This window comes from Pseudomonas sp. PDM28 (genome assembly GCF_019219115.1).
Taxonomy (GTDB): Bacteria; Pseudomonadota; Gammaproteobacteria; order Pseudomonadales; family Pseudomonadaceae; genus Aquipseudomonas; species Aquipseudomonas laurylsulfatiphila.
In genome coordinates this window covers 147317-168948 of record NZ_JAHUWG010000001.1, presented here as the reverse complement: position 1 = coordinate 168948, position 21632 = coordinate 147317, and the positions used below count along the sequence as shown (strand labels likewise).

Annotated in this window: 21 protein-coding genes; 11 read left to right on the top strand and 10 right to left on the bottom strand. The window is 59.8% G+C overall.

Annotated features, from left to right (window positions below; translation table 11 throughout):
- The first annotated feature begins 118 nt into the window (after positions 1-118).
- The 3 genes from KW841_RS00815 to KW841_RS00805 all read left to right on the top strand — a co-directional run bounded on the left by KW841_RS00815 (position 119) and on the right by KW841_RS00805 (position 2163).
- Complete coding sequence (locus KW841_RS00815; RefSeq protein ID WP_007971691.1) at positions 119-559, top strand: EamA family transporter; 441 nt, start codon at positions 119-121, stop codon at positions 557-559.
- A gap of 179 nt (positions 560-738) precedes the next feature.
- Positions 739-1617: a Tim44 domain-containing protein gene (locus KW841_RS00810; protein WP_218473040.1), complete on the top strand. Its 879-nt coding sequence runs from the start codon at positions 739-741 to the stop codon at positions 1615-1617.
- A 138-nt stretch (positions 1618-1755) separates the two neighbouring features.
- Positions 1756-2163: an SMI1/KNR4 family protein gene (locus KW841_RS00805; protein WP_003187120.1), complete on the top strand. Its 408-nt coding sequence runs from the start codon at positions 1756-1758 to the stop codon at positions 2161-2163.
- Between the two features lie 22 nt (positions 2164-2185).
- On the opposite strand, the gene KW841_RS00800 is transcribed toward KW841_RS00805, so the two are convergent.
- Complete coding sequence (locus KW841_RS00800; RefSeq protein WP_218473039.1) at positions 2186-3949, bottom strand: cation:proton antiporter; 1764 nt, start codon at positions 3947-3949, stop codon at positions 2186-2188.
- 286 nt (positions 3950-4235) lie between these two features.
- Between KW841_RS00800 and KW841_RS00795 the strand changes: the two genes are divergently transcribed.
- Positions 4236-4718 carry an acyl-CoA thioesterase gene (locus KW841_RS00795; protein WP_007971685.1) on the top strand — a complete coding sequence of 161 codons (483 nt, stop codon included), beginning with the start codon at positions 4236-4238 and terminating at the stop codon, positions 4716-4718.
- A 130-nt stretch (positions 4719-4848) separates the two neighbouring features.
- On the opposite strand, the gene pdxY is transcribed toward KW841_RS00795, so the two are convergent.
- On the bottom strand, positions 4849-5721 hold the full coding sequence (gene pdxY, locus KW841_RS00790) for a pyridoxal kinase PdxY (protein WP_126048365.1): 873 nt from the start codon (positions 5719-5721) through the stop codon (positions 4849-4851).
- 119 nt (positions 5722-5840) lie between these two features.
- Between pdxY and KW841_RS00785 the strand changes: the two genes are divergently transcribed.
- A complete protein-coding gene (locus KW841_RS00785) occupies positions 5841-6254 on the top strand; it encodes a DUF3301 domain-containing protein (protein ID WP_007971681.1) in 414 nt (137 codons plus the stop codon).
- Positions 6255-6258: 4 nt separating this feature from the next.
- On the opposite strand, the gene KW841_RS00780 is transcribed toward KW841_RS00785, so the two are convergent.
- Positions 6259-7230, bottom strand: coding sequence for a GTP-binding protein (locus KW841_RS00780; RefSeq protein ID WP_218473038.1), 972 nt, complete (start codon positions 7228-7230; stop codon positions 6259-6261).
- A gap of 27 nt (positions 7231-7257) precedes the next feature.
- Between KW841_RS00780 and KW841_RS00775 the strand changes: the two genes are divergently transcribed.
- On the top strand, positions 7258-7614 hold the full coding sequence (locus KW841_RS00775; RefSeq protein ID WP_218473037.1) for an NADH:ubiquinone oxidoreductase: 357 nt from the start codon (positions 7258-7260) through the stop codon (positions 7612-7614).
- Positions 7615-7629: 15 nt separating this feature from the next.
- On the opposite strand, the gene zigA is transcribed toward KW841_RS00775, so the two are convergent.
- A complete protein-coding gene (gene zigA / locus KW841_RS00770; protein ID WP_218473036.1) occupies positions 7630-8835 on the bottom strand; it encodes a zinc metallochaperone GTPase ZigA in 1206 nt (401 codons plus the stop codon).
- A gap of 142 nt (positions 8836-8977) precedes the next feature.
- Between zigA and KW841_RS00765 the strand changes: the two genes are divergently transcribed.
- The 4 genes from KW841_RS00765 (at position 8978) to KW841_RS00750 (ending at position 11998) form a co-directional block, all read left to right on the top strand.
- The gene (locus tag KW841_RS00765) at positions 8978-9355 is read left to right on the top strand and encodes a glutamine synthetase (protein WP_218473035.1); all 378 of its coding nucleotides are present in this window, start codon (positions 8978-8980) and stop codon (positions 9353-9355) included.
- Positions 9356-9486: 131 nt separating this feature from the next.
- A complete protein-coding gene (gene folE2, locus KW841_RS00760; protein ID WP_218473034.1) occupies positions 9487-10413 on the top strand; it encodes a GTP cyclohydrolase FolE2 in 927 nt (308 codons plus the stop codon).
- A complete protein-coding gene (locus KW841_RS00755) occupies positions 10410-10970 on the top strand; it encodes a carbonate dehydratase (protein ID WP_218473033.1) in 561 nt (186 codons plus the stop codon). Before folE2 ends, KW841_RS00755 begins: the two co-directional genes overlap by 4 nt.
- A 149-nt stretch (positions 10971-11119) precedes the next feature.
- Complete coding sequence (locus KW841_RS00750; protein WP_218473032.1) at positions 11120-11998, top strand: His/Gly/Thr/Pro-type tRNA ligase C-terminal domain-containing protein; 879 nt, start codon at positions 11120-11122, stop codon at positions 11996-11998.
- Between the two features lie 97 nt (positions 11999-12095).
- Here the strand turns inward: KW841_RS00750 and KW841_RS00745 are convergent, their stop codons facing one another.
- Positions 12096-12617: a DUF3617 domain-containing protein gene (locus tag KW841_RS00745; RefSeq protein ID WP_007971671.1), complete on the bottom strand. Its 522-nt coding sequence runs from the start codon at positions 12615-12617 to the stop codon at positions 12096-12098.
- 132 nt (positions 12618-12749) lie between these two features.
- On the opposite strand from KW841_RS00745, the gene cls reads away from it, so the two are divergent.
- Positions 12750-14189 carry a cardiolipin synthase gene (gene cls / locus KW841_RS00740; protein ID WP_218473031.1) on the top strand — a complete coding sequence of 480 codons (1440 nt, stop codon included), beginning with the start codon at positions 12750-12752 and terminating at the stop codon, positions 14187-14189.
- Here cls and cfaB read toward each other — a convergent pair.
- The 5 genes from cfaB to hflK (KW841_RS00715) all read right to left on the bottom strand — a co-directional run bounded on the left by cfaB (position 14186) and on the right by hflK (KW841_RS00715) (position 21549).
- Positions 14186-15370 carry a C17 cyclopropane fatty acid synthase CfaB gene (gene cfaB / locus KW841_RS00735; protein ID WP_217836742.1) on the bottom strand — a complete coding sequence of 395 codons (1185 nt, stop codon included), beginning with the start codon at positions 15368-15370 and terminating at the stop codon, positions 14186-14188. The two genes, cls and cfaB, sit on opposite strands and share 4 nt — an antisense overlap.
- A gap of 218 nt (positions 15371-15588) precedes the next feature.
- Positions 15589-17496, bottom strand: a complete 1908-nt coding sequence (locus KW841_RS00730; protein ID WP_218473030.1) for a cation-translocating P-type ATPase — start codon at positions 17494-17496, stop codon at positions 15589-15591.
- Entirely contained in the window at positions 17493-18551 is a 1059-nt protein-coding gene (hflK, locus tag KW841_RS00725; RefSeq protein ID WP_218473028.1) for a protease modulator HflK, read from the bottom strand. Before hflK (KW841_RS00725) ends, KW841_RS00730 begins: the two co-directional genes overlap by 4 nt.
- On the bottom strand, positions 18548-19594 hold the full coding sequence (hflC, locus tag KW841_RS00720) for a protease modulator HflC (RefSeq protein ID WP_218473026.1): 1047 nt from the start codon (positions 19592-19594) through the stop codon (positions 18548-18550). The genes hflK (KW841_RS00725) and hflC overlap by 4 nt, the downstream gene beginning before the upstream one ends.
- Positions 19591-21549 carry a protease modulator HflK gene (gene hflK, locus KW841_RS00715; RefSeq protein ID WP_218473024.1) on the bottom strand — a complete coding sequence of 653 codons (1959 nt, stop codon included), beginning with the start codon at positions 21547-21549 and terminating at the stop codon, positions 19591-19593. The genes hflC and hflK (KW841_RS00715) overlap by 4 nt, the downstream gene beginning before the upstream one ends.
- Between the last annotated feature and the right edge of the window lie 83 nt (positions 21550-21632).

Here is a 21632-nt window from a genome sequence, read left to right as displayed (position 1 = left end):
GGGCTTGCTCGCGAAGAACGATCACGCGGTGTTTCTGATGAACCGCGGTGCTGCCTTCGCGAGCAAGCCCGCTCCCACAGGGTTAGGCGTTGGCCTATGTGAATGAAAGGGAACAAATATGGGCTCAGGCTTCTTTTCCTCCTGGACATTCTGGGCCCTGTTATCGGCGGCATTCGCGGCGATGACCGCCATTTTCGCGAAAGTCGGCATCGAAAACGTCAATTCCGACTTCGCCACCCTGCTGCGGACGATCGTGGTATTGGTCAGCCTGGCCTTGATTTTGTACGCCACGGGCCAATATCAGTCATTGGGATCGATCTCGGCCAAGAGCTACCTGTTCCTGCTGTTGTCGGGCCTGGCCACTGGTGCGTCGTGGATCTGCTATTTCCGTGCACTCAAGGTAGGTCCGGCGTCACTGGTTGCCCCGGTAGATAAACTCAGCGTGGTGCTGGTGGCCGTTCTTGGCGTAGTCCTGCTGGGTGAAAAACTCGACCTGCGCCAATGGGGCGGAATCGGTCTGATCACGGCCGGAGTCGTCATGCTGGCATTACGTCGCTAGGCGAACGTCCTACAAAACTCATCCACTCATCTGACAGATCAAAGTCAAAAGGCCCTATTGCACTGACTGAAGCTGAATGAAACCTGTCAGGCAAAAGCCCGAAACACTCTGCCGCTAGCCAGTAACACTTCAGCTGTGCAACATGGCGCGCGTGCCTTCCACAAATGGGAATTCCCTTTATGAAACGTTTTCTTAGCATCGCCATGGCGTTGTGCATCGGCCTGACGATGAGTCTCGACGTCAATGCCGCCAAGCGCTTCGGTGGTGGCAAAAGCGCAGGCGCTGCGCCGACGCACCAGACCAGCCAGATGGCTCCTTCTTCTCCAGGCATGGGCGGCGCTGCGGCGACCGCTGGTGCTGCCGGTGCCGCTGGCGCCGCTGCCAAGGCCGGTGGCGCTTCGCGCTGGCTCGGCCCTCTGGCCGGTATCGCGGCCGGCGGCCTGCTGGCATCCATGTTCATGGGCGACGGCTTCCAGGGCATGCAGATCTTCGACATCCTGATCATGGCTGTCATCGCATTCCTGGTGTTCCGCTTTATCGCCGCCCGTCGTCGCAAGCAGCAGGAGCATTACGCTCCGGCCGGCCACGCGCCGATGCAACGTGAAGCGTTCGAACAGAAGCCTGCCGGCGCTTCGATCTTCGGTGGTTCGGCAGCGCCTGTTGCCGCTCGCCCAGTGATCAACGCTCCAGCCTGGTTCAACGAAAGAAACTTCGTCGAAGCGGCGCGCAATCACTTCCAGTCCCTGCAGCAGCACTGGGACGCCAACGAAATGGACAAGATCGCCGAGTTCGTGACCCCGCAAATGCTGGAGTTCCTCAAGCGTGAGCGTGCCGACCTGGGCGACGGTTTCCAGTCCACCTACATTGATAACCTCAATGTACAGCTGGACGGTGTGGATGATCGCGCCGACAAGACCATTGCCACCCTGACCTTCACCGGCGTGTCGAAAACCTCGCGTTTCGACCAGGGCGAAGTCTTCAGCGAAAGCTGGAACATGGAACGTGCACAGGGCGAAAACCAGCCTTGGCTGGTGGCCGGTATCCGCCAGAACGGCTGATCACCCTCCACGTTTCACCTGCTGCAATAAAAACCCCGGCCTCGGCCGGGGTTTTCTATTTCGCGGTTGCATCTATAGCAAGCTACTGTATAAACCGCCCCATATAAACCGCGCCATACAAGCAAGAGGATCCCGGACGTGGAAGAAATCATCGAACAACTGCGTGAAGCCAACGAACCGGTACCGGTCCCCTTGGAATTGCCTGACGAAGACCTGCTGGTGGAAATCGAAGAACAACTGTTCATCGACATTCCGTTTGTCTTCAGAGAGTTTCTGCTGACCGTCAGCGACGTGGTCTACGGTAGCCTGGAGCCGGTCACCGTGACTGACCCGCAATCCCACACCTACCTGCCCGACGTTGCCGCCAACGCCTGGGACGCCGGCGTCGATCGCAGCCTGATCCCGATCTGCCAGGACGGTGACGACTACTACTGCGTCGAAGAAGACGGCACCGTGGTGCTTTGGCAGGCCGAAGAAGAGCTGATCGCCGAAGAAACCTGGGAGTCGGTGTGGCATTGGGCACGGGATGTCTGGCTGGAAAGCTGATCCCGTCAACGCCGCTGGGTGGTCAATGCCCGGACGACTCCTTGTGATTGTCGAGGGTCTCCAGCAACGCCACCTGCATCCGCGTATGCACACGAATGAACCAGCGCCACAGTAGTGCCGCCACGGCGGCTGCGACCACGGCGATCAGTACCAGCAACTTGTTGGTCGGCAGAATACTGGCCGACAAGGCTGCCAACAGCAAAAAGATCACCAGCAGCGACAGGATCGGGATCACTTCGGCGATCACCCTGCGCACTCGCTGCGTGTGGCGCCCGGCCATCTCTGGCTTGACGCCCATTTCCGCCAGCAACATCGACAGGGCTTTGAGCTTGCGGTACGCCGCAATCAAAAAAGGCAGCGACAACAATAGCGCCCCACCCCAGATCAATGCCTTCTGCCAGCTCGGGTCGCTGATCCAGCCTTGCACGTAAGCCGACATGCGTTCGGCGAAGTACGCGCCCGAAAAGAAAATCGCGATCACCAATGCCAGGTTGACCCCGACCTGCAGCAAAATCCTTCTGATCATCGACGCCAGCAACGCCCCCTCGCCCTGAGGCTGGATGCTGCGCAGCCACTCGCCGTACATCCCCAACACCCGTCCCAGGCGTTCCGGCATGACGCTCGCGAGCTTGATCGACAATGGATCAGCCGCACGAATCAGATAAGGCGTCAGCAAGGTCGTGATCACCGACACCGCCACAGCCACCGGGTATAAAAAGTTACTGGTGACCTGCAACGTCATGCCCAGTGCAGCAATGATGAAAGAGAATTCGCCAATCTGTGAAAGACCCATCCCGACCCGCAGCGAGGTACGTCCGTCATTACCGGCGATAAACGCCCCAAGGCCGCAGGACAACATCTTGCCGAGCACCACGGCTACGGTGATTACGGCGATTGGCCAGGCATACTGAAGCAGGATCGCCGGATCGAGCATCAGCCCGATGGCGACAAAGAAAATCGCGCTGAAAAGATCTCGAACCGGTTCAATCAAGCGCTCGATTTTCAGCAGTTGCCGGGATTCAGCCATGATCGCGCCAATCAGGAACGCGCCGAGCACCATGCTGTATTCAAGCCTGACCACCAGCAGGCAGAAGCCGAAACACAGGCCCAACACGGTAATCAGCAGCATTTCGTTGCTCTCGAACCTGGCCACGTAGGCCAGCAACCGCGGCACCATCAGAATGCCGATGACCAATGCGACGATCATGAACAGCGACAGTTTGCCCACTGTAGAAAACACTTCGCCGGAGCTGACCGTACCACTGACGGCGATGCTGGACAGAAGCGCGATGATGCCGATGCCCAGAATGTCTTCGACGATCAGCACACCGAATATCAACTGCGCGAACCGCTCGTTCTTCAACTTCAGATCATTGAGTGCCTTGACGATGATGGTGGTTGAGGAAATCGCCAGGATCGCGCCGAGGAACAGTGAATCCATGGTGTTCCAGTCAAACCAGCGACCGATCTCGTAGCCGATCCAGATCATCAGCACGATTTCCAGAAATGCCGCGATGAAGGCCGTGGCACCGACCTTGAACAACTTGCGCAGGCTGAACTCCAGGCCCAGGCAGAACATCAGGAATATCACCCCGAGTTCGGCCAGGGTCTTGATGGTTTCTTCGTCATGGATCAGGCCGAACGGCGGGGTGTGCGGGCCAATGATGAAACCGGCGACGATGTAGCCCAGCACCACCGGTTGTTTCAGGCGATGAAAAACCACCGTCACCACACCTGCGATCAACATGATCACTGCCAGATCCTGAATGAAACTGATGGCATGCATGGCGAGCGGCTCCCTGATTGAAGTTGCCCGACTCACAGACGCAGGAATGGTCTGATCAAGCCGAGCAAAAGTCTGCTTTGCGCGTAGGAAATGTCCCTGTGTCCGGGCTTTTTGCAGGGTAACACCGCGACTTCTGGTAGAAAGGCGGTGCAATATATGGAAACAGATCGATCCGGCGTGACGGCGACTCCGCACCCGGCGTCCCGATAACTGTTGGTTTGAAAAAACCGCCGAGGCACCCGCAGAGGTGCATCCCTCAAACCTGGCCTTGACCCGTGAGAATGCTATGGAACCCGGAAACGCCCAGCTGTCGATGACGGTATTGATGACCCCTGACATGGCCAACTTCTCTGGCAATGTTCACGGTGGCACCCTGCTCAAATACCTCGACGAAGTGGCCTACGCCTGCGCCAGCCGTTATGCCGGCCGCTATGTGGTGACCCTGTCGGTGGACCAGGTCATTTTCCGTGAGCCGATCCATGTCGGCGAACTGGTGACCTTTCTCGCCTCGGTCAACTACACCGGCAACACCTCCATGGAGGTGGGCATCAAAGTGGTGACCGAGAACATTCGCGAGCGTTCGGTGCGTCACACCAACAGCTGCTTCTTCACCATGGTCGCGGTGGATGACCAGCGTAAACCTGCCCAGGTACCGCCGCTGCAACCGGACAATAGCGAGAGCAAACGCCGCTTCATCCAGGCCCAGCAGCGCCGGCAGATTCGCCAGGAACTGGAAAAGCGTTATCAGGAGATCAAGGGCGACGCCTGAGTTTGTTCAGTCAGGTTGACGGTGTTCTCTAGATAGCCTTCGCGAGCAAGCCCGCTCCCACACTGGATCTATGCAACACCAAAGATCAAATGTGGGAGTGGGCTTGCTCGCGAATGGGCTCAACACTCAATCAGAGGCTGATCGAGGTCGCCTCGAAGCGCACCCGCGGATGGGCAATCCGGTCCTGAGCCCGAACCAGTTCCAACTCGTAGCTGGCACAGGCCTGGGTTTCCAGCAGCACTTCATGCACCGCCGACGCCGCGAACTCGAACGCGGCCACCAGGCTGTCGCCCAACAGCACACGTGCCAGGAACAGCCCGGACGTCAGATCGCCCACGCCCACCGGCTGACGCGGGAACGCCAGCAACGGGCGCTGCAAATGCCAGCTGCCTTCGGCTGTCACCAGCAGCATCTCGAAGACCTCTGCCGACTTGCCTGGGTAGTCCAGATGCTTGACCAGCACCGCTTTCGGGCCGCGCGCCAGCAATGCACGCGCCATGGCCAGGCAATCGAACAGCGATTGCGGCTTGCGCCCGGAGAAACTGTCCAGCTCCAGCTGGTTCGGGCACATGAAGTCCGCTACGGCGGCGGCCTCCTCCAACAGAAAATCACTGACTTCCGCCGGAACACTGCAACCTTTTTCCGGATGCCCCATGACCGGGTCACACAGGTACAGTGCCTTTGGATTCATCGACTTGATCCGCGTCACACCCGTCAGGATCGCCCGGCCCTGGGCCGCACTGCCGAGGTAACCGGAGAGCACCGCATCGCAGTTGCCCAGCTCGCCAATCGCCGCGATACCCTCGACCAGCTCAGGTATCTGGTGCGGTGCCAGCACTTCACCGGCCCATTGACCGTACTGGGTGTGATTGGAGAACTGCACGGTGTTGAGCGGCCAGACATTCACCCCGACCCGTTGCATCGGGAAAACCGCGGCACTGTTGCCGGCGTGACCGAATACCACGTGGGACTGGATAGCGAGCAAATGCGGTGTACGTTTCATGCGGTGGATTTCCGTAAAACGATTGAAATTCTAGCCGCGCAGTATGCGACTAAACGCAGCCTGTACGACAGACCAGCGACGCAGTTAAGCTGACACTATCTTGTTGGAGCACCCTGTTGATGCTGACCCTTGGAAATATATTCGTGCTGATGCTGTTCGCCACTGCCGGCGCATGGCTATGGCACAACCACGGCTTGCGCGAGCGCGCGCTGGAGCGGGTCAAGCAGCATTGCACCAAGCTCGGGATCGAATTGCTGGACGGCAACGTGGCGTTGAAAAGAATCGCGTTCATCAGGGATGCCAGTGGTCGGCGACGTCTGGCCCGTGTGTATAACTTCGAATTCACCGTGACCGGCGAAACCCGCCACAACGGCACCATCACCCAGTTCGGCGCTCACAGCGCACAGATTGAACTGGCGCCCTACCCGGTCCCGTTCGACGAAACCGAACCGGTGGTCGATGTGGTAAAGCCTCGCGCAGAAGTGATCGAGCTGAGCCAGTGGCGTCAGGAACATACCAAGTGGCGGCCTTGAGCCGTTAAGCCGATTCGGCTCGGCACGCTGCCAGTTCACGCTGCAATCGCTCTGCATCCTGGAGTTCACTGAAAATCAGCTCGATGCGTGAATCCTGCCGCCACTCGCTGGGCTGCCAGTCCAGCACCGAGTTATCCACCGCGTTCGCCGAGATCCATCCGTCGACACTGTGGATAACCAGCTTCGCCCGCCTCCAGCCAAGGCCTTCAAGCCACCGGCCAACCAACGTGGCATCCAATACCTGGCTTGGGTGCCAACGCCATCCGATACTCCAGCCATCGTCCTGTTCCTGACTCAAACAAATGGGCAACGCGGGATCGCTCCAGACCGCCGGCAACTGCGCCAATCCCTTGGGCACGACGAAGTTATCCACACCTGCCCACGCTTTGGCATTCAGCCCCGGCAACTCGCTCAAGGGTAAAACCGCCTGTTGCGTCCAGTACAGAGGGGTCGGCGGCAATAGCGCGGCGACTCGCTGGCGATTGTCTTCCTCGAGACCTTCGGACTTGTTCAGCAACAACAATCCTGCATGGCTCAGGGCTTGCTGTTGTGCATCCGGCAACGGTTTGCCAGCGACGAGCGCCTGGGCGTCCAGCACCAGCACACAAGGCTGAACAGCCAGCACGCCTTGCCACGGCGCCTCGCTCAATTGCCTGAGCAACTGCGCCGGATGCCCCAAGCCCGAGGGCTCGATGAACAGCCGATCCGGTTGCGCCTTGCGCAACAAACGCCCAAGACCAATCTGAAAGGGTGCACCGTTGACGCAACACAGGCAGCCCCCGGCCACTTCACCCAGTGCGATACCATCGGCGTCCCGGGTCAGTAGCGCAGCGTCGAGACCGATCTGGCCAAACTCGTTGATCAATACCGCCCACCGCTCGCCTGCCGGGCGCTGGGCCAACAGGTGCTTGATCAGGCTGGTCTTGCCGGCGCCCAACGGACCGGCAATGACATGAGTGGGGATATTCTGCAGCATGTTCGATGATTTCTGAGGAGGAAATGGATGCGCTTGATTGGCTTGTCGTTGCTCCTGGCACTCGTTTCAGGCGAGGCGCTGGCCCAGGCCTGCGTGGTTCACAGCCAGGCCGAGCGGCTTGATGTCCAGGTTTGCCAACAGAACCGCAACATCCCGCCAAAACTCTTCGCCGATGGTTTCTGCCAGCCGAACCTGGCGGGGCAGAAAGTCGATGTGCAGTATGTCGATCAATGCCCCGGCGGAGCATTTGGCATCTGCAGCAACGCCCAAGTCGCCAATATGCCCTACCGCCAGGATATTCACTATTACGGCGTTGCCACCGACGCAGCATATTTGCAGCCGTACTGCGAGGCCCAGAACCAGGGCACATGGCTCAAGCCTTGAAGCGCCATCAGAGGATCAGGCCGCTTCTTCGTACCAAGGGCCGAAGGGATCAGGCAACAAACGCCAGCCCTCTACGCCCAACGCCATTTCCTCATCGGTCAGCAGGCAGGCGTCCAGTTCGGCGGTGAGCTGCGTGAAGTCGATGTGCTGACCGATGAACACCAGTTCCTGACGACAATCCCCGCTGTCGTCGGTCCAGTTTTTCATGATCCCGGTGGTACTTTCTTCGTCCTGCGGCCATTGGTTTTTCGGTACGAAACGCCACCAGCGCCCGGCAAAACCATAGCGCATCAAACCGCCGGCCTGGGACCAGCTGCCGGCGTCCATATGCTTGCTCGCCAGCCAGAAAAAGCCCTTTGAACGCAACAGTTTACCGTTGTCCCAAGGGCCGTCGATGAAGTCGAAGAAACGCTGTGGATGGAACGGCCGACGTGCCCGGTAAGCGCTGGAAGCAATGCCGTATTCTTCGGTTTCCGGCACGTGCTCCCCGCGCAGCTCCTGCAACCATCCCGGCGCCTGGGCAGCCTTTTCGAAATCAAAACGACCGGTGTTGAGGATTTTATCCAAGGGGATTTCGCCCATCGTCATCGAAATGATTTCCGCCCGGGCGTTGAGCCGCTCGAGGATGGCGATCAATTCCTCGCGTTGGTGGCTGCTGATCAAGTCGATCTTGCTGAGCAAAATCACATCGGCGAACTCGACCTGCTCGATCAACAGATCGGTAATTGAACGTTCGTCTTCTTCCCCAAGTGTTTCTCCCCGGGAAGCCAGGCTTTCGGCAGCCTGGTAATCGAGCAGGAAGTTCATGCCGTCGACCACCGTGACCATGGTGTCGAGACGTGCGATGTCGTTGAGGCTCTGGCCGTTTTCATCGCGAAAGGTGAAGGTTTCCGCCACCGGCAGCGGTTCGGAAATGCCGGTGGATTCGATCAGCAGATAGTCGAAGCGACCCTCCCTGGCGAGTTGGCTCACTTCCTCGAGCAAGTCTTCACGTAACGTACAGCAAATACACCCGTTGCTCATTTCCACCAACCGTTCTTCAGCCCGATTAAGGCTGACATCACGCTGGACTTCGGCACCATCTACGTTGATTTCGCTCATATCGTTGACGATGACCGCAACCCGCAAACCATCGCGATTACGTAGTATGTAATTAAGAAGTGTACTTTTTCCGGCACCAAGAAAGCCGGAGAGAACGGTCACGGGGAGTCGATTGGACATCTGCATATTCCTCACAGGGATGCCCGGTCGCTGTGTCGGGCTTACAGAATGTTATACTGTAACATTACAAATAAGCCATCCCCTCTTGCCCGGCCGGGTAAAGGACAGCACGCTGAATGCCGCTTCCGACGTGAGAAAGCCCATGCGCAACACCCTGAAAACTGCACTGATCATGCTTTCCCTGCTGGTGGCTGCCGACGCGATGGCCCAGGTCCCGAGCCTGGCCAGGTGTACCCGCAGCGCCAACCTGCTGGCCTGCGTGGATGCGGATGGCAACGCCTACAGCGTCAACACCGCCGGAAACACCATCTATCTGCGAGGTTTCGAAATGGCTGGAAAGCGCCATTGGGTGCAGACCAACAGCCGCTACGGTCAGCTGGTGTTTTTCACCGGCATCGCTTCCGATGGCGAGGCCTGGGTTGGCTACAACCAGCGCGTCGGCTGGACCACGATCAACCGGTTTTCGAGTTCCGGTGGTAGCAGCGCGAAGTTCACCTGCAACCGGATCACTGGCTGTTAGGCCCGCACCGGCCAAAACAGGCTAAGCACATGGCGCCTGGGCATGACGAAGACCTGCCCATGAAAAAAGGCATCGTTGATTTTATTGATATACTATAACATCTCAAAACAACTCCCACGATGGACCTGCTCATGAATGCGCTGACTCTGCCGGATATCGCCACGCAGGCCTCACGCCAAGCCCTGCCACTGGAGTGGGTGGGCATGTGCGGCATTGCTCTTCCCGTTTTGCTTGATGGCCAACGCTCGAATGCAAAGGCTGATGCCGGCGTGAGCCTCGACGATGGCAGTGCGCGCGGCATTCACATGTCACGGCTCTATCTGGCGCTTGATTTGCTGGAGCAGGAAAACCTTTCACCGGCTCTATTGCGGCGGGTTTTGCAGCGTTTTCTTGAAAGTCATGAAGGCCTGTCCAGCAGTGCGCACTTAACCATTAACGCCGAAGTGCTGCTGAAAAGACCGGCGCTGATCAGTCCACTGTCTGGCTGGAAAAGCTATCCGGTGAGCATCGAAGCGCGTTTGAAAAACGCGATGTTCCACGTGGAACTAAAAATCGACGTGCCTTATTCCTCAACCTGTCCATGCTCCGCGGCCCTTTCTCGGCAGTTGATACAGCAGCAATTCGTCGATGATTTCGCCAACAAGTCACTGCAACACGCCGACGTTTTAGCGTGGCTCGGCTCCACGAACGGCATCGTCGCCACCCCTCACAGTCAACGCAGCAGCGCACAGTTGCGCGTAAGGCTGGCTGATTTCCTGGATGAGTTGCCTCTGATCGCCATCATCAACGACGCCGAAGCCGCACTCGGCACAGCCGTTCAAACCGCCGTAAAACGCGCCGACGAACAGGCCTTCGCCCTGGCCAATGGTCAGAACCTGATGTTCTGCGAAGACGCCGCACGCCGTTTGAACACGGCCCTGAAACGCTCCACAGGCATCAATGCCTTCCACATTCGTGTGATCCACACCGAAAGCCTGCACGCCCACGACGCCGTTGCCGAGAGCCGTTTCAACTGGGACAACCTCACCCCCCTGTACAACGCATTGAGCAAGCCATGATCCGCAAGAATCCATCCGGAGATTTACCGCTGATTGCCGAGTCGGCGTACGTCGACAAGACGGCAATCATTTGCGGCAAAGTGGTGATTGGCGAGAACGTGTTCGTCGGGCCCTACGCGGTGATCCGAGCTGACGAAGTCGACGAGTCGGGCGATATGCAGCCGATCACCATCGGTGCCAACTCGAACATCCAGGACGGCGTGGTGATCCACTCCAAATCCGGCGCGGCGGTGACCATTGGCGAGTTCAGTTCCATCGCCCACCGCTCGATCGTGCATGGCCCCTGCATCGTGGGTAATCGGGTGTTCATCGGCTTCAACAGCGTGTTGTTCAACTGCGTGGTCGGTGACGGTTGCGTGGTGCGGCACAACTCGGTGGTCGACGGGCGTGACCTGCCTGAAGCCTTCTACGTGCCCTCCACCACGCGGATCGGCCCCAACACCGACCTCTCGCAATACCCGCCGGTGAGCGTCAGCGCTTCGGAGTTTTCCGAAGACGTGGCGCGCACCAACGTCGATCTGGTGCGCGGCTACAAAGCCCTGCAAAACGAGTTCTGACCATGAGCAACGTGCTGACTCGCAATGCCCGCCCCGTGAATGCGCCGATACAAAATGCCTGGCACGACAAAGGTCTTAATGACAGCAGCCAGGAATTAGCACTAGGTTTATGCGATAACGCTCGTTAGAAGCGACTGAGTACGCCGACCATGATCCAGATCACTCTGTCCGATGGTTCATTGCGTGAATACGACCAACCGCTCTCCGTGCACGAGTTGGCCGCCAGCATCGGCCCCGAACTGGCCAGCGCGGCCGTAGCGGGCCGGGTCGATGGTGTACTGGTGGACTGCGAATACATGATCGAGGCGGATGCCCGGGTCAGCATTGTCACCCCCCGCGAGCCGGACGGACTGGAGATCCTGCGCCGCTCCTGTGCATTGATGCTGGCCATGGCGGTCAAGCAACTCCACCCGCATGCGCAAATGCGCGCGGGCAGGGAGTTGGGCGACGGCTTCTTTTACGAGTTTGTCGTCGAGCGACCGCTGACTCCGGCAGACCTGCCCCTCATCGAGGCGCGCATGCAGTCACTGGCAGCGACCAATCATTCGATCCGTCGTCGGCGACCGCGCGAAGAGGTGTCGATGTACCGTCTGGGGGACACCGAATACCAGAGCCATGGACCGCACGTCCCCACCACCAAAGTCTTGCAGGCGTTCGCCCTCGATCACATCAGCGGCACGTTGCAACAACGGATCTACGGCACATGCTGGTCCAGCCATCAGGAACTGCAGCACTGGAGCCTTCCACCCCATGTGGTCGTCGTCAGCATGGATGACCGCCAGGCGACTTATGCACAAGCGGTGACCGAATCCCTGCGCCAAAGGGGGGTGCGCGCAAGGTCCGACCTGCGTAACGAAAAAATCCGTTTCAAGATTCGCCAGCACAGCCGGACCGTGCCGTACCTGGTGGTGGTCGGAGAAAAAGAACAGGCTGGGGGGTTTGTCAGTGTGCGCAGCCGCACGGGGGAGGATTTTGGCCGGATGGCGGTCGAGGCGGCGTGTGAATGGTTGAGCCGGCCTGGGATCTAGGGAGGCTGGATGGACGCCTTCGCGAGCAAGCCCGCTCCCACACTGGATCTGTGTCGTTCACAAATCCAGTGTGGGAGCGGGCTTGCTCGCGAAGCTTTTAAGCTCTCGGCTTCACCGTACCGCAATCCTGCCCCAGCCAGACAGCGCGGGATTCAAGGCTGCCCTTCTGCTGAATGCCGGTGGCGTTGAACGTCCCGTTGACCTTGGTGGTGAATTCGCGGTCGCTGAGGAATGTCGCCACGCCTGCGCCCTGGGCTCTCGGGCAGCTGAAGCGGAATTTCCACTGGTTACCTGAGCGGTCGGTGATTTCCTGCTTGCAGCCCGACTGCGGATCGGTCAGCGGAATATTATCGGTCTTGACCTGCTCTGGCGTCAGGCACGCCCGGATCCCTTTGCCCCCCATGGTGATCCCCTGCTTTTCCAGCTGCGCACGCTGCTCAGGGGTCATCTGGCTTTGGAGCTGACCGAGGATCAATTGCAGGTCAGGCATATTCTGCTCATCGACCTTCATGTTGCTCGTGGTCAGCTCCCACAATCCCGGTTGCAGCATTTGCGCGTGAGCCGCCACAGGAAGTGCCAAACCCAGTGCCATGGCCAAACCCAGCAGACGAACGTTCATCGAGTAACTCCTGATCAGTAGTGGCCGTTAGACGTCAGCCGCAGGCTTCGGTTCAGGGGCCAATTAATTAGCGACATTCTGCACGGAACATGGTCTGTTAAGCACTGAATCTTCAGGAGCAAGGCAGCCCCCATGGATTATTTCGGACCGCATATTTTCGGTTATACCATCGCCCTGCTGCACTCGCTGGGCATGATCGCGGCCATCCACGCCGTGTTGACCGTCCGTACTGCCCAAGGCTCGATCGCCTGGGCCCTTTCGCTATTTTTCATCCCTTACCTCACGCTGATCCCGTACCTGATGTTCGGCCGCAGCACCTTTGATGGCTACATCAAGGCCCGGCGGCAGGCCAACGAGGAGATGCGCAAGGCAGTTTCCGAACTCAACTGGCGACCCTGGGTAGAAGAAGCCCTCACCGCCCGTGCTTCCTCGGCGTATGCCTCACTCAGAGCGATGCCGAAGCTGGGACACATGCCGTGCCTAGCCAATAACGAGATGCGGTTGTTGATCAACGGCCAGTCGACGTTCGAGGCCATTTTCGATGCCATCAGCCAGGCAAAAGAGGCCGTGCTGATCCAGTTTTTCATCGTCCACGACGACCGCCTCGGCCAACGCCTGCACACTTTACTGTTGAAAAAAGCCGCCGAAGGCGTGGCGATCTATCTGTTGTATGACCGAATCGGCAGCCATTCCTTACCCAACGGCTACGTGCAGGCCTTGCGTGATGGCGGGGTCGAGGTCAAGGCTTTTGGCCCCCGTAGTGGCTGGTTCAATCGCTTTCAGGTGAACTTCCGCAACCATCGCAAGATCGTTGTGGTGGACGGCATTCTCGGCTTCGTTGGCGGGCACAACGTGGGTGATGAATACATGGGCGAGAAACCGCCCCTGGCCCCTTGGCGCGATACCCACGTGCAAGTGCGCGGGCCAGTGGTGGCGTGCATGCAGGAGTCTTTCGCTGAGGACTGGTTCTGGGTGGCTCATGCCCTGCCGCCACTGATCCTGCCCGAGGTTTATCCGGAAGACGGCGTGCTGTGCCAGTTGCTTGCCAGTGGGCCGGCAGACGCCTACGAAACCTGTTCGCTGTTCTTTGTCGAAGCGATCCATGCGGCGACGGAACGGGTCTGGATCACCAGCCCGTATTTCATCCCCGATGAAGCCGTGTTCGCAGCGTTGCGTCTGGCGGTCCTGCGGGGTGTGGATGTGCGGCTGCTGTTGCCGTCTCGACCCGACCATCGAATCGTCTACGCCGCCTCCAGCCTCTACGCCTTCGAAGCCGTGCGCGCGGGTGTGCGGGTATTCCGTTACGAACCCGGATTCCTGCATCAGAAAGTGGTGTTGATCGACAGCGAAATCAGCGCCATCGGCAGCGCCAACCTGGACAACCGTTCGTTCCGGCTGAATTTCGAAGTGATGTTGCTGACCGTCGACAGCGCCTTTGCCGCCGAGGTGGAACAGATGCTCAACGATGACTTCGCCAACGCCCACGAAATCGCCAAAGGAGAAGGCCGGGAGACCCACCGCCTGCAGCAGCTCGGCATGCGGGTCGCCCGGCTTATTTCGCCAGTTCTTTAAAGGTAGATATCGTCCCGTGTCCATGGCAGTTCATGACTGCCATCGGCGTGGGCCTTCACGGCGAGAATCTGGTGCAGGTTGATCCAGCCGCGGGCGAACGCGTAGGCGCAACCAGCCAGGTACAGCCGCCAGATGCGCAGGGCTTGTTCCGGTACCAGTTTGGAAGCCGCTTCGAGATTGTCTTCGAGGCGTTCGCTCCAGTGATCAAGCGTGCGGGCGTAGTGCAGGCGCAAGCTTTCGACGTCGACGATTTCCAGCCCGGCCTCACTGATCTGCGCAGAGATCATCGACAGGTGCGGCAGCTCGCCGTTGGGGAACACATATTTTCCGATGAAGTCACCGGCACCGCGCCCCACCGGACGGCCATCGGTGTATTTGGCGGTGATCCCGTGGTTCATCACCAGGCCGCCCTCTTTCACCGCACCGAACAGAGTCTTGCAGTACTCCGCGAGATTGGCGTGGCCCACGTGTTCGAACATGCCGACGCTGACAACCTTGTCGAAGCGGCCATCCTGCGGCAAATCGCGATAGTCGAGCAGTTGCAGTTCGACCAGGTCCTCCAGGCCCTCCGCTTTTACGCGCTCCCGGGCCAGAGCCAACTGCTCCTTGCTGAGGGTGATACCAAACACTTTCGCGCCAAACTCTCGCGCAGCAAAACGCGCCAATCCGCCCCAACCACACCCCACATCCAGCAGATATTCGCCGGGCTGCAGGCGCAGCTTGCGACACAAATGACGGAACTTGGCTTGCTGGGCCTGCTCGAGGCTTTCGCTGCCGGTCTCGAAGTAAGCGCAGGAATACGCCATGTCGCTGTCGAGCCACAGCTGATAGAACGCGTTGGAAAGGTCGTAGTGGTAGGAAATCGCCTTGGCGTCTGTATCTTTGTCGTGAACGCTACGAACAGGCTGATTGTCATCGTCTTCGTCCAGCAACGCCTGGCTCCATTCATCACAGACGCGAATCACGTCGCTGATGGAGCCTTCGAGCTCCAGTTTGCCTTCGACAAAAGCAGCACCGAGGGCATCCAGGCTTGGATGGGTAAACTGGGAGACCATTTGCGGGTCCTTGACCACAATCGTGACGCTGGGCGTCGGCCCCAGATTGAATTCATGGCCGTCCCAGAGTCTCAGGCGAAGCGGTAACTGCAGATTCTGTAAGGCCGGTGGAAGTTGCGCGAGCATGGAGAATCCCCCTTGTTTCAGACGTCTGATCAGAGGGTAGACCATCCTTGAAAAATAGCTGGCTATCGAATTAATAGCCATTTTCAATGATTCGCGACGTCAGAACCGACCGCTGCGAACGCACAAAATGATGTGCCCTCATCTCCAATGACTACGAACCGGGCGCACAGTTCTAAAAAGTTTAAGACCTGTGATTGCCCGGTTTAGAGCATTGGCCTTCAGGTTTCGTCCTTGAGCTTGAGCAATGGCTCCTGGAACCGCAGCAATCGACCGGCATTGCCTAACACCAGCAAGGTGCTGAGGTTATGCAACAACGCCGCAATCATCGCCCCGGCAGCACCAAGCCAGCCGAACGCGGCGAAGGCCACAATGGCCAGGGTCCAGCCCAGCCCGATGATCACATTGACCTGCAATGTCTGGCGGCACTGACGACTCAGGCGCACGCAGGTGCCGAGGCGACGCAGGTCACTGCCGATCAGCACGATGTCAGCCGATGCCAAGGCGATGTCTGCACCGCCCGCCCCCATGGCTACACCGACCACACCCGCCTTGAGGGCCAATGAATCATTGATGCCATCGCCGACCACCATCGGCCGGAAGCCGCTGTCGATTTCCTTGAGCACGCGGTTGAGTTTGTCTTCGGGTAGGGCTTGCGCTTCGACGTCACTGATCCCGATATCCCGGGCGAGCGTTTGCGCAACGCTGTGGCGATCACCCGTGAGCAACAACTGACGGCCCAGACCCAGTTCACGCAACTCACCCAAGGCAAACTGCGCCTCGGGTTTGACGCTGTCGGCCAGCAACAGCCAGGCTAGAAACTCCCCATTGAGCGCCAGCCCGGCAATCGGTCCATCGTGATCGGGAACTGCCGTTGTACTGATGCCCAGCTGCGCGAACAACTCCGGCCGGCCGAGCGCCGCTTCGCCCTGCCCGGTCATCGCCACCACGCCCAGGCCCTGGCGTTCATGAATGTCAGTTAGCAGCAGAAAATGTTCCTGGGCCACCAACCCCGCCAGGGCGCGGCTCACCGGATGGCTGCTGGCCGAGCCGAGGCTCGCCGCCAGCGTCAGGACATGGCTGCGATCCTCCAACGGGCTGTCGATGGATTGCAGGCGCAAGGTGCCGAAGGTCAGCGTCCCGGTCTTGTCGACCACCAGCGAGGTCAGGTCCGCCAACTCTTCAAGGAACGCAGAACTGCGGATCAGAATCCCGTGGCGTGCCGCCACCGCCACACCCGCAATCGCCGTGGCCGGCGCCGACAACACCAGCGCACAAGGACAGGCCGCCACCAACACCGCGAGCATCGCCTGGGCGTTGTTGGTAATGAACCAGGTCACGGCCGCCAGCAGCAACACCAGCACCATGTAGCTGCCGGCGTAGCGCTCCAGCAAGCGGGTAATGGGCGGCTTCGAACGCTCGGCGTTTTGCATCAGGGCAATCACTTTGCCGAGGGTCGACTCATGGCCGGTGCGGGTCACTTCGATTCGCAACAGACCATCGAGGTTGATCGCGCCACCGAACACCGACATGCCGATACCTGCTTCCATTGGTACCGACTCGCCGGTAATGGAGGCGGTGTCCAGACTGGCCTGGCCGGACAACACGCGGCCATCCGCCGGTACCCGGTCCCCGGCGCGCACCTCGACCCGATCGCCGGCCTTGAGCGTGCCGTTGTCGACTTCGATGATGGAGCCGTCCGCCTGTACCTTGCGCGCGTGGCTGCGGGTCAGTTTGCCGAGGGCGTGAATCGCCTCCTGGGAACCGATCACGCTGCGCTCCTCCAGCACGTGGCCGAAGATCATGATGATCGGCAACAGGGCCGCCGTCAGCAGATCCCCGGTGGCCCAGGCACCCAGCATGGCGAGGGCAATCAATTGATCAGTGATGCCGTGCAGGCTTGGATAACGCAGGCTGTACCAGGCCGAACGCATGACCGGTACAGCAACCAGCAACGAAGCAAACCCCAACAGCAACTGACTGACACCGGTCTGCTCCGGCGCCAGCCAACGCCAGATCAGGCCCAGCGCAAGCATGCCCAATGCGAGCATGGCCAGGGTCAGCTGGCGTGCGGCGCGGCGCTGTTCGACCGAAGAAAACAGGCTCGGTGCAGCGGTTTGAGCGGTCATTGTGCAGCTCCCTGAATGATCAGGCGGGAATCGTCTTTGGGATCGACCGTGGTGACCGAACCGGCCTGGCCGAGAATTTTCGGCATGCGCTCGCGATAAATGCGCAGCAGCATTTGCGGGTCGACACCTTGCTGCCGGGCCTTGGCCAGGCTCAACACGGTGGCCGTATCGGCAGACGCTTTGGCCAGCCGTTCACTCGCCTGGGCATGGGCAACTTGCAGCGTACGGTCGGCTTGCTCGTTGGCGGTTTGCGTCAGCTTCTCGGCTTCGGTGCGTGCATTGGCGACCGCCTTATCGGCTTGCTGGCTGGCGGTCAGTACCGCGTTGAAAGCGTTCACCGCAGGGCTTGGCAAACTCGATTGCACATCGACCCGTGCCACTTCGATGCCCAAGCCTTGCCCTGTTGCAGTGAGTTCGGCCAGCCGTTGATTGATGCCCTGCACCAGATCACCGCGCAAGCGCTCGCGTCGTTCCGCCGCCTGGCTATCGGCGCCGATCAGTTCCGGACGAGCGACCAGAATGGTGTCCAGATCCCGTGCGGCCGTGAGCGCCAGTGCGCTACGGGTCACCAGCCGATCCAGAGCCGGCAACACATGTTCGCCCTGAAGCACAAACGCATAGGGCTCGGTGACCTTGTAGAACACCCGCACATCGAGTTGCACCACGCCGGCGTCACCCGTTAACAGATAGCCGGAGCCTGCGAGGGCATCGCTGATAGGCGTGGCAAAACTGGCCACGCGATCAGCCTGCGTCGCGGCATCACTGCGCAACAGGCTTTCCACTCGACGCTCGATCACCCGATCCGCCGCGGGTAACAAAACCACCTGCTCGAAGGGTTGCGGCCAAGCCAGAAGCAGCCCGGCATTCTGAATGCGATCCAGCGCACCGAAATGCAAAACCACGGCGCGATTTTGTGGATCGATCTGCCGCACATTGGAAAACGCCCAGGCCAATGCCGCCAACACCGTCACCGCATACAGCGCAATAAACGCCAGGCGCCCGGCCTGAATCCACGGGCTGCTCAACTCATTTGTTCCACGTGGAACCAAACTCATGGCTGCGATCCGGACTTGTTATCGAGACTCGGCGGACCGTCTACCAACACCCGGAACGGTGCCGCGTCGGTGCGCAGAATCAGCTTGGTCCCCGGCGTCACCACCGTGCCCAGGGTGTCGAGCGAGCGCAGCAGGTTGTAAAGCTGCGGCGACTGCGCATAGGCGCGACCATAAATCTGCGCTGCTTCGACCCGCGATTGCGCTTCGATATCTGCCGCTTTCACTGTGGCATCAGCCTGCACAATTCGCGCATCACGTTCGGCGGCAGAACGAATTTGTGCGGCTTCACGCTTACCGATGGCCGTGCGTTCGGTGGCGATGGTTTCACGCTCGGCGCGCATCCGGTCGACGGTCGCGGTGAGCGTTACCGAAGGCAGCGTCAGTCGTTCGATACCGACCTGCAACACGCGCACGCCATACGTGGTGAGCAACTGCTGATCGATTTGCTTGCGCAGTTGCGCTTCGAAATCGGCGATGCGTACCTGGCTGGCATCGGTATTGACCAGGTTCGCCAGATCAAAACTGCTGGCGGTGGTCTCCAGTGCGGAGCCGACAAAGGTACGAATTTGCCGCGCAGCCTCATCAGGCTGGTTCTGCACCGCACGCATAAAGCGTTGCACATTGTCCGGATCGCCCTGCACCTGCCACGCCACATAGGCCTGGACGATGATGCGCAAACCGTCCCGGGTGCCGACATCCTGCAAACCGCTGGACGTGGTGCGCAGCCGCAGATCCACCGGAATCGCCGCCTCGAACGGTGCCGGCCAGCGCCAGCCCAGCCCCGGCTCCAGCAAGACCCGTGAAGGGTTGCCGAAGCGCGTGATCACCGTGGCCTCCCCCGAACGCACCTGCACCAGGCTCGCGGCGGCGACTACAAACGCCACCAGCAATGCCGCCCAGCCCATACGGCGCCACGGGAATGGACCGACCTCCTGCGGATCGCCGTGGTGATGATGGTGATGATGGTGATGATGGTGATGCCCGCCATGGCCGTGATCGTGGCCGCTGTGGTCATCGTGATCGTGCGTCTGGGACTGGCTCAATTGGCGGCTCCTGGCTGAGCGGTTTTACGCGACGGCGCGGGGTCAACCGGCAGCGTGAAAGTACGGAGGTCGATGGTCGGCGCATTGCTGCTGCCGCCCAGACGATGGTCCAGCACCAACAATTTGGCGTTGGCCAACCCCTGGGACAACTGACTGAAATACTGCTCCAGCACGAAGGCCTGGCCAGCGCTGGCATAGGCTTTCTGCTCGGCGTTGAATTTCAGGTCCGCAGCCTGGGCGCCGGCATTGATTTCACGGGCGCTGGCCGTCGCCTGATCACGGGCGATGCTGGCCTGCAACTGCGCCTGGTGAGTGGCTTCGGCGGCGGCACCGCGCTCACGGGCAATCAAGGCTTGCGCCCCAATCTGCGCCGCTTGCACGCCGTGATAGGCGTTGGCGGCACCGGCCGGCGGGTGAATCGCCTCGACCACCGTGGCGAGAATTTCCACACCGCTGTCGAGTTTTTTGAGGTCCGCCTGAACGGCGCGGCCGATTTCTTCCGCCAGCCCTACCCTGTCCTCACCCAATAAACCGTCGAGAGTGCGCGAGGCAAAATCGTGAACCAGGATTCGGCTGGCCGTGCTGCGAATCAACATCGGCACATCGGCATTGTTATAGGTCGCGGCCAATGCCGCCTCATCGCTCAGACCGATGCGATAGACGAAGCGCACATCCATGTTGACGATCTGAAAGCTCTGCTTGTCGGCTCGACTGCTGGCGATCACCTGGGATTTGTCGTTCACATGGCTGGCGTCCCACAGGCGATTGGCAATTGCCGGGGCCGGGCCTTCGGCAGGGTCAGCCTGGGCAGGGGCGGTGGTTTCGCCAACACTGGTGGCCAACTCGTGAACCACGCCATTCTCGACGCTCAATACCCGGCCCAATGGCCAAGGCAGACCTAGATGCAAACCCGGGCCAAACACCTCCACCGGCTTACCGAATCGTTCATAAATGCCACGCCCTTGCAGCGCAATTTCGTGAATGCCCGTCAGCGACCAGCCAACCAGCGTAACCACCCCCAAAACCGGCAGGAACGCCCGACGCATGTAAGTGAAAGCCCAGATCTGCCGCAGATCTATACCGAAGCGGTTGTGTAATTCGTGCTGCAACGCCAGCAATGGCTGTGGTGGCCAACGCAGCATATCGGCGACAAAGCTGCGCGCCAGTAACTCCGGCTCAAGGCGTTCGCGGCGGGGACTGAACAATGACAACACCGCACGCAGCAACAGCTCTGCCGCCACCAACCCAGGCAGCAGTCCGGACAACACCGCCAGACGTACGGGCCATACCGACGATTCACCGGCAAACAACAGACAAAACGCAGCGAGTAACAGGCTGATGATGGGCACACGCGTCAATTGCGCCAACGCGGCGGCTTCAGGCCATTGCGCGGTGTTTTCCTGTGCCAGATGACGCTCCATCACCAACAGACCGAAGGCCAACAGCAATGAGCACGCCGCCCCAACAGTGGCCGCCAGCCCCAGCCCTGCCGGGGGCAACGTAAGGTCCCAGGCCTGTTCGACGCCCAAAACGGCCAACAATGCCCAACCGCCAAGCCACAGCGTCGGCGCGCCAATTTGCCCGAGCAGGTTGTGCGATTGCCCGCTGATCCGGTCCAGCAAACGTTCATACCAGCCCAAAGGCTCGGCAGATTCGTCGACAACGACCACCGACGCCACGGGATTCATGGCGCGGGCACGCCATTGGGCGACCCAACCGGCCGATTGCAAGCCCGCCATCAGCACCACAAACGCTGTACTCAGATTCAACAATAACGCTGGCCACAACGTTTTCGAGGCGAACAGCCCGGCAAAAAACGCCAGCAACGCACCCACTGTGGCGAGTACGCCCGCACCGATGGCGAACTGACGCAAACGCCGCCCTTGAATGGACGCCTGCTGAAAACGGGGCAACCCGGCCAGCGGCGTTTCATCAACATCGAGATCGACTTGCATACCACCCCAGAGCGTCTTCGCTTACAGGACAATTCGTTACGATATAACGAAAATAGTGAAATTTCCGTATTCAAGCGCGCTAT

What these genes read in the sequence shown, in the direction of transcription:
- KW841_RS00815 (WP_007971691.1), top strand. Translation starts at nt 119, where the DNA reads ATGGGCTCAGGCTTCTTTTCCTCCTGGACATTCTGGGCCCTGTTATCG.
- KW841_RS00810 (WP_218473040.1), top strand. Translation starts at nt 739, where the DNA reads ATGAAACGTTTTCTTAGCATCGCCATGGCGTTGTGCATCGGCCTGACG.
- KW841_RS00800 (WP_218473039.1), bottom strand. Translation starts at nt 3,949, where the DNA reads ATGCATGCCATCAGTTTCATTCAGGATCTGGCAGTGATCATGTTGATC.
- KW841_RS00795 (WP_007971685.1), top strand. Translation starts at nt 4,236, where the DNA reads ATGGAACCCGGAAACGCCCAGCTGTCGATGACGGTATTGATGACCCCT.
- pdxY (WP_126048365.1), bottom strand. Translation starts at nt 5,721, where the DNA reads ATGAAACGTACACCGCATTTGCTCGCTATCCAGTCCCACGTGGTATTC.
- KW841_RS00785 (WP_007971681.1), top strand. Translation starts at nt 5,841, where the DNA reads ATGCTGACCCTTGGAAATATATTCGTGCTGATGCTGTTCGCCACTGCC.
- KW841_RS00780 (WP_218473038.1), bottom strand. Translation starts at nt 7,230, where the DNA reads ATGCTGCAGAATATCCCCACTCATGTCATTGCCGGTCCGTTGGGCGCC.
- KW841_RS00775 (WP_218473037.1), top strand. Translation starts at nt 7,258, where the DNA reads ATGCGCTTGATTGGCTTGTCGTTGCTCCTGGCACTCGTTTCAGGCGAG.
- zigA (WP_218473036.1), bottom strand. Translation starts at nt 8,835, where the DNA reads ATGTCCAATCGACTCCCCGTGACCGTTCTCTCCGGCTTTCTTGGTGCC.
- KW841_RS00765 (WP_218473035.1), top strand. Translation starts at nt 8,978, where the DNA reads ATGCGCAACACCCTGAAAACTGCACTGATCATGCTTTCCCTGCTGGTG.
- folE2 (WP_218473034.1), top strand. Translation starts at nt 9,487, where the DNA reads ATGAATGCGCTGACTCTGCCGGATATCGCCACGCAGGCCTCACGCCAA.
- KW841_RS00755 (WP_218473033.1), top strand. Translation starts at nt 10,410, where the DNA reads ATGATCCGCAAGAATCCATCCGGAGATTTACCGCTGATTGCCGAGTCG.
- KW841_RS00750 (WP_218473032.1), top strand. Translation starts at nt 11,120, where the DNA reads ATGATCCAGATCACTCTGTCCGATGGTTCATTGCGTGAATACGACCAA.
- KW841_RS00745 (WP_007971671.1), bottom strand. Translation starts at nt 12,617, where the DNA reads ATGAACGTTCGTCTGCTGGGTTTGGCCATGGCACTGGGTTTGGCACTT.
- cls (WP_218473031.1), top strand. Translation starts at nt 12,750, where the DNA reads ATGGATTATTTCGGACCGCATATTTTCGGTTATACCATCGCCCTGCTG.
- cfaB (WP_217836742.1), bottom strand. Translation starts at nt 15,370, where the DNA reads ATGCTCGCGCAACTTCCACCGGCCTTACAGAATCTGCAGTTACCGCTT.
- KW841_RS00730 (WP_218473030.1), bottom strand. Translation starts at nt 17,496, where the DNA reads ATGACCGCTCAAACCGCTGCACCGAGCCTGTTTTCTTCGGTCGAACAG.
- hflK (WP_218473028.1), bottom strand. Translation starts at nt 18,551, where the DNA reads ATGAGTTTGGTTCCACGTGGAACAAATGAGTTGAGCAGCCCGTGGATT.
- hflK (WP_218473024.1), bottom strand. Translation starts at nt 21,549, where the DNA reads ATGCAAGTCGATCTCGATGTTGATGAAACGCCGCTGGCCGGGTTGCCC.